Origin of the sequence: Oerskovia sp. NPDC060287 (genome assembly GCF_042726775.1) — a bacterium.
GTDB classification, from domain to species: domain Bacteria; phylum Actinomycetota; class Actinomycetes; order Actinomycetales; family Cellulomonadaceae; genus Oerskovia; species Oerskovia merdavium.
The window spans coordinates 1-8,713 of record NZ_JBHXBO010000177.1; the positions used below are offsets into that span (position 1 = coordinate 1).

7 protein-coding genes are annotated in these 8,713 nt (G+C 72.6%); 4 read left to right on the plus strand and 3 right to left on the minus strand.

The window, feature by feature from the left end; translation table 11 throughout:
- Positions 1 to 85: 85 nt before the first annotated feature.
- Complete coding sequence (locus ACFWFR_RS14465) at positions 86 to 1,627, minus strand: aminopeptidase P family protein (RefSeq protein WP_377623416.1); 1,542 nt, start codon at positions 1,625 to 1,627, stop codon at positions 86 to 88.
- 390 nt (positions 1,628 to 2,017) lie between these two features.
- Here ACFWFR_RS14465 and ACFWFR_RS14470 point away from each other — a divergent pair, with 390 nt between their 5' ends.
- Positions 2,018 to 4,717, plus strand: a complete 2,700-nt coding sequence (locus tag ACFWFR_RS14470) for a GH92 family glycosyl hydrolase (protein WP_377623417.1) — start codon at positions 2,018 to 2,020, stop codon at positions 4,715 to 4,717.
- Positions 4,718 to 4,872: 155 nt separating this feature from the next.
- On the opposite strand, the gene ACFWFR_RS14475 is transcribed toward ACFWFR_RS14470, so the two are convergent.
- Positions 4,873 to 5,778, minus strand: a complete 906-nt coding sequence (locus ACFWFR_RS14475) for an alpha/beta fold hydrolase (RefSeq protein ID WP_377616014.1) — start codon at positions 5,776 to 5,778, stop codon at positions 4,873 to 4,875.
- Positions 5,779 to 5,868: 90 nt separating this feature from the next.
- Positions 5,869 to 6,486 carry a LysE family translocator gene (locus ACFWFR_RS14480; protein WP_377623418.1) on the minus strand — a complete coding sequence of 206 codons (618 nt, stop codon included), beginning with the start codon at positions 6,484 to 6,486 and terminating at the stop codon, positions 5,869 to 5,871.
- Between the two features lie 118 nt (positions 6,487 to 6,604).
- On the opposite strand from ACFWFR_RS14480, the gene ACFWFR_RS14485 reads away from it, so the two are divergent.
- The 3 genes from ACFWFR_RS14485 (at position 6,605) to ACFWFR_RS14495 (ending at position 8,668) form a co-directional block, all read left to right on the plus strand.
- Positions 6,605 to 7,057 carry an Lrp/AsnC family transcriptional regulator gene (locus ACFWFR_RS14485; protein WP_377623419.1) on the plus strand — a complete coding sequence of 151 codons (453 nt, stop codon included), beginning with the start codon at positions 6,605 to 6,607 and terminating at the stop codon, positions 7,055 to 7,057.
- Positions 7,058 to 7,182: 125 nt separating this feature from the next.
- The gene (locus tag ACFWFR_RS14490; protein ID WP_191802817.1) at positions 7,183 to 8,022 is read left to right on the plus strand and encodes a PHP domain-containing protein; all 840 of its coding nucleotides are present in this window, start codon (positions 7,183 to 7,185) and stop codon (positions 8,020 to 8,022) included.
- 19 nt (positions 8,023 to 8,041) lie between these two features.
- Entirely contained in the window at positions 8,042 to 8,668 is a 627-nt protein-coding gene (locus ACFWFR_RS14495; RefSeq protein ID WP_056647728.1) for a MarC family protein, read from the plus strand.
- The last annotated feature ends 45 nt before the right edge of the window (positions 8,669 to 8,713 follow it).

Consider the following 8,713-nt stretch of genomic DNA (forward strand, 5'->3'; position numbering starts at 1 on the left):
GCCCCGAGGAGTCCTCGGGGCCGCCGCCTCTGCGTGCCGGCTGGTGCGCCCGGCGGTGCGGCGTGTCGCCGCTGCGCCTCGTGCGTCAGTCGCGCAGCGACGCCATCCACGCCTCGATGTCCTCGGGGCGGCGGGGGAGCGCGGCCGAGAGGTTCTCGTTGCCGTCCTGCGTGATCAGGACGTCGTCCTCGATGCGGATGCCGATCCCGCGGTACTCCTCGGGGACCGTCAGGTCGTCGCTCTTGAAGTACAGGCCCGGCTCGATCGTGAAGACCATGCCCGGCTCCAGGATGCCGTCGACGTACAGGTCGCGGCGCGCCTGCGCGCAGTCGTGCACGTCGAGGCCCAGGTGGTGGCTCGTGCCGTGCACCATCCAGCGGCGGTGGAACTGGCCCTCCGGGGCGAGGGACTCCTCGGCGGTCGCGGGCAGCAGGCCCCACTCGGCGAGGCGCTCGGCGATGACCTCCATGGCGGCCGCGTGGATGTCGCGGAAGCGCGCCCCGGGGACGGCGACCGCGAAGGCCGCGTCGGCGGCGTCGAGCACGGCCGTGTAGATGCGGCGCTGGACGTCGGTGTACGTGCCGTCGACGGGCAGCGTGCGCGTGACGTCGGCCGTGTAGAGCGAGTCGACCTCGACGCCCGCGTCGAGCAGCACGAGCTCGCCGGTACGGACCTGGCCGTCGTTGCGGATCCAGTGGAGCGTCGTGGCGTGCTCGCCCGCGGCCGCGATGGTCTCGTAGCCGACCGTGTTGCCCTCGAGGCGGGCGTGCGCGTCGAACGTCGTCTCGATGACGCGCTCGCCGCGGCGGTGCACGGTCGCGCGGGGCAGGTTGCGCACGACCTCGGCGAAGCCCTCGATCGTCGCGTCGACGGCCTCGCGCATGTGCGCGATCTCGAGCGCGTCCTTGACCAGGCGCAGCTCGGAGGCGGCCTCGACGAGCGTGGCGTCCGCTGCGGCGTCGTCGGCCTGGCCGTTCTCGAGGCGGATCGCCTCGACCAGGGCCTCGATGTTCTCGTCCGCCCCCGTGACGACGAGCAGCACCACGTGCTCGCCGACGTCCTTGGCGAGCGCGTCGCGCAGCTCGTCGACGTGAGCCGCCTCGATCCCGGTGAGGGTCGTGACGTCGTCGAGGCTGGGGCGCGCCCCGACCCAGAACTCGCCGTAGCGCGAGTCGGCGTAGAACTCGTCGGTGTCGCGCGCCGCGAGGGGGCGCACGTAGAGGACGGCGTGGTGGTTCGAGCCGTCGTCGCCCGTGCCGGGCTCGACGGGGTGCAGGACCAGGACCGCGTCAGGCTCCTGGTCGGTGCCGAGGCCCGTGAGGTGCGCGAACGCCGAGTGCGGGCGGAACCGGTAGTCGGTGTCGTTCGAGCGGACCTTGAGCGGGCCGGCGGGGATCACGAGGCGCGCACCGGCGAAGCCTGCCGACAGCTCGGCGCGGCGCGCCGCGGTGTACGGAGCGGCGGCGCCGGCCTCGACGTCGCTGCTCGCGCGCGGCGCCCAGCCGCTCGTGATGAACGCCTTGAAGGCCTCGGAGTCGGGACGGTGCGACCGGTTGTCGTTCCGGGCGGCGATCTCCTGCTCGGTATCCGCGGCCGGCGCGCTGACGGGGGTGGTGTCGTTGCTCATGGCCACCAGTCTCCCATCGGTCGCTGGGAGAGGGAGCGTGGCCCGACGGCGGAGCGCCCCTCGGGCGCGTCGGCGCCGCGGGCAGGGCGTGCCTCGGGTGCTCGTCCGGTGTCGTCGGAGAGCTTGCGGGAGCGTCCGGCGGCCGTCGAGCAGCCGTCGGTCAGCGCTGCGGCCGCGCAAGATGACTGCGCTGTCATTCACAATTGACAGCGCAGTCATTCGCAGGGATGCTGGGCCGCGGACGCTCGTCGTCCGGCACCGGTGCCAGCCGCTCTCGCGACCCCACGTCGTCGTCGGACGAGCACCGGACAGCGCACCGGTGCGCGCCGGACGAGGCCTGAGCGTCGTGGGCATCGCTGCCCGCTCGGACGTCGAAGAGGACGAACACGCATGAGACGATCACGACTCGCCACGCTCTCCGCGGGGCTCGCGCTGCTGATCGGGGCGGGCATCGCCTCCCCGGTCGCCGCCGCCCCCGGCGCCACGGACCCGACCGGCCCGCGCTCGCCTGCGGACCACTCCCTCGAGGTGAACCCCTTCGTCGGGACGGAGAGCGAGGGCAACGCCTACCCCGGCGCCACGGTCCCGTTCGGCATGGTCCAGCTCAGCCCGGACAACACCAACTCCTACGCCTCGACCTCCTACAGCAAGAACGCCGGGCGGGTCTGGGGCTTCAGCCACCGGCACGTCAACAGCGCGGGCTGCCCCGCCGCGGGCGAGCTGCTCGTGACCCCGGACACCACCGCGGCCCCGCGGACGGCCCGGACCCCCATCGCGATCAAGGACCAGGCGAGCACCGAGAAGGCCGTCGCCGGCTACTACGAGGTGACTCTCGCCAACGACGTGCACGCCGAGCTCACGGCCACCACCCGCGTGGGTGCGCACCGGTACACGTTCCCGGCCTCGACCACGTCGCACCTGTCGTTCAACGTCGGGCAGACGCTGCGCGACGCGGGCGCCAGCTCGGTCACGTGGGTCGACGACCGCACGCTCGAGGGCTGGGTCGACAACGGCGGGTTCTGCGGCGGCACGCCCGCCAAGCAGCGCTACTTCTTCAGCGCGACGTTCGACCGTCCCGTGTCCTCGTCCGGCACCTGGGGCACCAACGGTGCCTACACCGCCGGCTCGACCACGAGCCAGGTCACCACGGGCCGCAACGGCGCCGTCGCGGTGTTCGACACGACCACGGACCGCGACGTCGAGGTGAGCGTGGGCGTGTCCTTCGTGAGCGTCGACGGCGCGCGCGGCAACCGCGAGGCCGAGGCCGTGCGCGACGGCGTCCAGGTCGAGTTCGACGAGATCCGCGAGGAGGCGCGCGACGCCTGGAACACCGAGCTGGGCCGCGTCGACATCGAGGCCTCGCCCGAGAAGCGTGCGATCTTCTACACCCAGCTCTACAAGACCCTGCTCTCGCCGACGATCGGCAACGACGTCGACGGCCGGTACCGCGGCATGGACCTGAAGGAGCACTCGACCGACGGGTGGGACTACTACCAGAACTTCTCGCTCTGGGACACGTACCGCACGCAGGCGACGCTGCACGCCCTGCTGCTCCCCGAGCGCGCCGAGGACATCGTCCGCTCGATGTACCAGCACCGCGTCGAGGGCGGCTGGCTGCCCCGCTGGTCGCTGGGAGCGCTCGAGACCAACATCATGGCGGGCGACCCGGTCACGCCGTGGCTCGCGGAGAACTTCGCCCTGGGCACCGTTCCCGACGACATCTCGGACGAGCTGTGGGGCTACCTGGTGGAGAACGCCACGACGGCCCCGCCCGCCGGTGTCGCGTCGGTGGGTCGCCAGAGCGCGGCCTTCTACAACGAGAACGGCCACATCCCGTTCTACCCCGAGAACGAGGGCGGCCTGGGCGGGCAGTACGAGGAGTACCGCCACGGCGGCTCGTCGACGCTCGAGTTCGCGCTGTCCGACGCGGGCCTGGGGGCGGCCGCCGAGCGTCTCGGCAAGACCGAGGACGCCGAGACCTTCCTCGCCAAGGGCCGGAACTGGCAGACGCTGTGGAACCCGGCCGTCCAGCTCTCGGGCGGCTTCCAGGGCATGGTCAACGCCAAGCGCCCCGACGGCACGTTCGTCACGCTCCCCGAGCTGACCGACGTCACGCGCACGGGCTTCCACGAGGGGGTCCCGTGGCAGTACCAGTGGATGGTCCCGCAGGACGTCACGGGTCTGGCCGAGGCCATGGGTGGTGAGGACGCGTTCGTCGAGCGCCTCGACTACTACTTCGACATGCCGGCGCTCGCGGCGAAGCCGGGCGTCTCGCCCTCGACGTGGGCGCGAGGCGGCAGCTCGTACTACCAGACCATCCGCTACAACCCGGGCAACGAGCCGACGATCACCAACGCGTGGCTCTACGGGTACGTCGGGCAGCCGTGGAAGACCAACGACGTGCTGGCCGCGAACCTCAACCGGTTCCCGAACACGCCGGGCGGGGGCGTCGGCAACGACGACCTGGGCACCCTGGCCGCCTGGTACGTCATGGCCGCGCTCGGCTTCGAGCCCGTCCTGCCGGGCTCGGGCATGCTCGCGCTCAACGCGCCCAAGGTCCAGTCCGCGACCGTCACGACCGACGCGGGCACGACGTTCGCCATCTCGGCCGAGGGCGCCAACGAGGACCTGCCGAGCTACGTCTCGGGCGTCACGCTCGACGGCGCCGAGCACACGGCCGTGTGGATGGACGCCTCGGCGATCCAGGACGGCGGCACGCTCGAGTTCGACCTGGCCGACTCGAGCGCGGGCCTCACGTGGGGCACGGCGCCCGCGGACCGCATCCCGAGCCTGTCGGCGCCGCTCCCGCCGCTGCCCGTCGAGGTCTCCGCGACGGCTCGCTGCGTGGGCAAGAACGTCCAGGTCTCGGTCAAGGCCACGAGCTCGGCCGACACCGCGGTCGACGTCGTCCTGGCGACGCCGTTCGGGACGAAGTCCTTCCACGGGCTGCAGCCCGGCAAGAGCGCCGCGCAGACGTTCAACGCACGCTCGGGCGCGGTCGAGGCCGGGACGGCGAGCGTCACGGTGACGCTCCCGGGGGCCGAGCCGCGGACGCTGGAGGTCGCCTACCCGGCGACGTCCTGCGGCTGACGCCGGCCCGCACGTGCCGGTGCGGGAGGTGAGCAGGTGGCAGGAAGAAGGCCCCAGGTGCCCGACGGCGGTTCTCGCCTCGGGTGCCTGGGGCCTTGTCGGTCCTGGGTCCTCACGGTCCGGGGTCGCCGGACGTGACGCTCAGGACGGTCGTGTCACGCCGAGGCGCCCACCAGCTCGCCGCGTCGCGCGGGGGACCAGCGGCTCGTGAGGTCGCCCAGCGCGCGCGAGAGCGCGTCGTTGAACGCGTCGGGGGCGTCGAGGTTGACGTCGTGGCCCGCGCGCGGCACGACCACCAGGGCCGTGTCGGGAACGGTGTCGAGGTAGCGCTTCTCGTCGAGACGCAGGTGGTCGCGCTGGCCGTTGATGAGCCAGACCGGGACCTTCGCGGCACGGAGGTCGGCGCGCGAGGAGCGGCCCGCGAGCTCGTGCAGCACGTCGGTCACGACCTGCCACGCGGGCCGCCCGGGGAGCTGCGGGTCGGCGAACGTGCCGGCCCCCGTGAGCTGGGCCGAGGCGCGCGCGCCGCCGGGCAGCGACCTGCCGGCGCGCAGCACGTCCTGGACGCGGCCCAGCGCACGGCGGGTCGCGGCGCCCGCGGCATCCACGAGCGCGGCGGCCTCGCGGAAGAGCGCGACGGGCTTGCCGCGCGGGTCCGCGCTGCACGCGCACGCCACGACGCCCGCGAGCCGGTCGGGGTGGCTCGCCGCGTAGGCGAGCGACGTGTAGCCGCCGAGCGACATCCCGACCACGACGACGGGGACGTCGTCGGGGAAGGACGCGACGGCGTCGTCCAGGATCTCGAAGGCCCGTGCGAGCGTGAACCGCTCGTCGCTGCGCTCGCCGTGGCCCGGCAGGTCGACCGCGACCGCGAGGTGGCCCGCCTCGCGCACGTGGGCGAGCTGGCGCCCCCAGATCGCGTTCGAGGTGCGCACACCGTGCACGAACACGACGGCTGCGGGGGTCCCCGCCGAGGATGCCTGCGCGAGGCTCGGGAGGAGGTCGATCGACGGGTCGGACGGGAAGACGGAGGCCTGGGGGGAGGGCTGGCTGTTTCGCATCGCTTCGGATGCTGCCAGCGTCACCTGGGAGCGGTGCGAAAGCCCCGGGAGCCTCGCGTGAACGTCCTGTGCGGGCCTTGGGACGGGGCGTCAGGCGAGCGCCTGCTCCAGGACCAGCGCGGTGCCTATGAGGATCATCGCGACGCCCGAGACCCGTGCGACGACGCGCGACGCGCCGGGACGGGAGCGCAGGACGTGCCGTGCCCCGAACGCCACGAGCAGGTAGACGACCGCGCAACCGACCATGTGCACCGCGCCCAGCGCCGCGATCTGCGCGCCGACCGGCCAGCGGCCCGCCGGGTCCGTGAACTGCGGCAGCAGCGCCAGGAACAGCAGGAGGACCTTGGGGTTGAGCCCGCTGGTCCCCAGGCCCTTCGCGGCCTGGCGTACCCACGAGCCGGCGACGTCGTCCCCCTCGGTGACGGGACCACCCGGACGGGCGAGCATCGTCACGCCGAGCCACGCGATGTACGCCGCGCCGAGCATCGTCAGGATCGTGAGCACGGCCGGTGAGCGGGACACCAGGACGCCGACCCCGGCGGCGACGACGAGCGCGGCCGCGAGGTGGCCGGCCAGCATCCCGCCCACCGCGGGCAGGACGGACCGGTGGCGCAGGCCGGCCGTGATCGCGTACGCCCAGTCGGCCCCGGGGGTCACGACGAAGACGAGCGACACCGCCCAGAACGCGGCGACGGTGGCGACGGACATGCTTCCTCCCGGCTCGTGGGCGCCGACGTCCGGCGCGAGAGCAACGTTAGGTCGGAACTGGGCAAAAGTGATTCCAACTTCTTGCCCTGCTTCATGCTCGGGTGGAAGGATCTTGCGCATGGACGACATCGACCGGCAGATCCTTGCCGAGCTGCAGCAGGACGGCCGGCTCACGCTCACCGAGCTCGCCGAACGGGTACGCCTCAGCGTCTCGCCGTGCCACCGGCGGCTGCGGGCGCTCGAGCGGTCCGGGGTCATCAGCGGCTACCGTGCGCACCTCGACGCGGGATCGGTCGGGCTGACCTTCGAGGCGCTCCTCTTCGTGACCATGCAGTCCGCGACGAGGGACACGCTCGAGGCGTTCGAGACCGCGGTCCTCGAGGTGCCGAACGTCCTGCAGGCGCAGCGGCTCTTCGGCGACCCCGACTACCTCCTGCGCGTCGTCGCGAGCGACCTGCAGGGGTTCCAGGTGCTCTACGACGAGCGGCTCTCGACCCTGCCCGGCGTGATGCGCCTCAGCTCGACGCTCGTCATGAAGAGCGTCGTCGAGGACAGGGCCCTGCCTCTCTAGGCGCCCCCGCGGTGCCGTGCGGCACGCAGGCCGCAGCAGACGGGCCGGACCCGCACACCTCGGTGAGCGCCGTCGTCGGGCCCCGCCCGACGGGCCCCGACGCGCGCGCTCACTATCCTGAGGAGGTGCTCATCGACCTCCACACCCACTCCACGGCGTCCGACGGGACCGACGCCCCGGCGCAGGTCGTCGAGGACGCAGCCGCCGCAGGCCTCGACGTCGTGGCCCTCACCGACCACGACACGACGGCCGGCTGGGCCGACGCCGCGGACGCGGCCACCCGCAGCGGCATCGCCCTGGTGCGCGGTGCGGAGATCTCGGCCCGCTCGGGGCACGTCTCGGTCCACCTCCTGAGCTACCTGCACGACCCCACGCACCCCGACCTGCTGGCCGAGACCGAGCGCACGCGCGTCGACCGCGTCTCGCGGGCCCGGCGCATGGTCGAGCGGATCGGCGAGGACTACCCGCTGACGTGGGAGGATGTCCTGTCGCAGACCGAGGAGGGGACCACGATCGGGCGCCCGCACATCGCGGACGCCCTGGTGGCCACCGGCCACGTCAGCGACCGTTCGGCGGCATTCGCCACGATCCTGCACCCCGGCACGGGCTACTACGTGCCGCACTACGCCCCTGACGTCCTGGACGCCGTGCGCGCGGTGCGCGCAGCCGGTGGGGTGCCCGTCTTCGCCCACCCGGGCGCCGACGGGCGAGGGCGCGTGGTGCCGGACGCGGTCATCGAGCAGATGGCCGACGCAGGACTGCTGGGGCTCGAGGTGCACCACCGCGACCACAGCGCACAGCAAGTTGCCCGTCTCGAGGACATCGCCCACACCCTGGGCCTCTTCGTGACGGGTTCGAGCGACTACCACGGAGCCGGCAAACCGAACCGGCTCGGCGAGAACACGACAGCACCACGAGTGCTGGAGACGATCGAGGAGCTAGGCACGTTGGACGTGATCCGATGACGGCGCGGGCGGTGATGTCGTGAACGACATCATGGACCTCCGCCTCTTCACCGAGGTGTTCATCACGCTGTTCGTGATCATGGACCCTCCCGGGACGGTACCGATCTTCCTGGGCCTGACGAGCGCCATGGGCGCCAAGCAGCGCAACCAGGCCGCCAGGACCGCGATCCTCGTCGCGTTCGGCGTGATCGTGTCGTTCGCGGTGTTCGGCCAGCAGATCCTCAACTACATGGGCATCTCGCTCCCGGCGCTCAAGGCGTCGGGTGGGCTCCTGCTCCTGCTGGTCGCGATGGAGCTGCTGACGGGAAAGATGGAGGAGCCGACGCCGTCGGGCAACAAGGGCGTCAACGTCGCCCTGGTCCCGCTCGGCACGCCGCTCCTCGCGGGCCCCGGTGCGATCGTCGCGACCATGGTGTTCGTCCAGCGTGCCGACGGGTCCGCTGCGGACTGGGTCGCGATCGCGGCGGGCGTCGTCGCGGTCCACATCACGCTCTTCCTGGCGATGCGCTTCGCGAACGTCATCCACCGGGTCCTGGGCGACTCGGGCACGATCCTCGTGACCCGCATCGCAGGTCTGCTGCTCGCGGCCATCGCGGTGCAGCTCGTCGCGGACGCCGTCACGGCGTTCGTCCAGGCGGCCAGTTGACGCCCGGCCGACCATAGCCCCCCGACGCCCGCGAGACCTCCTGGT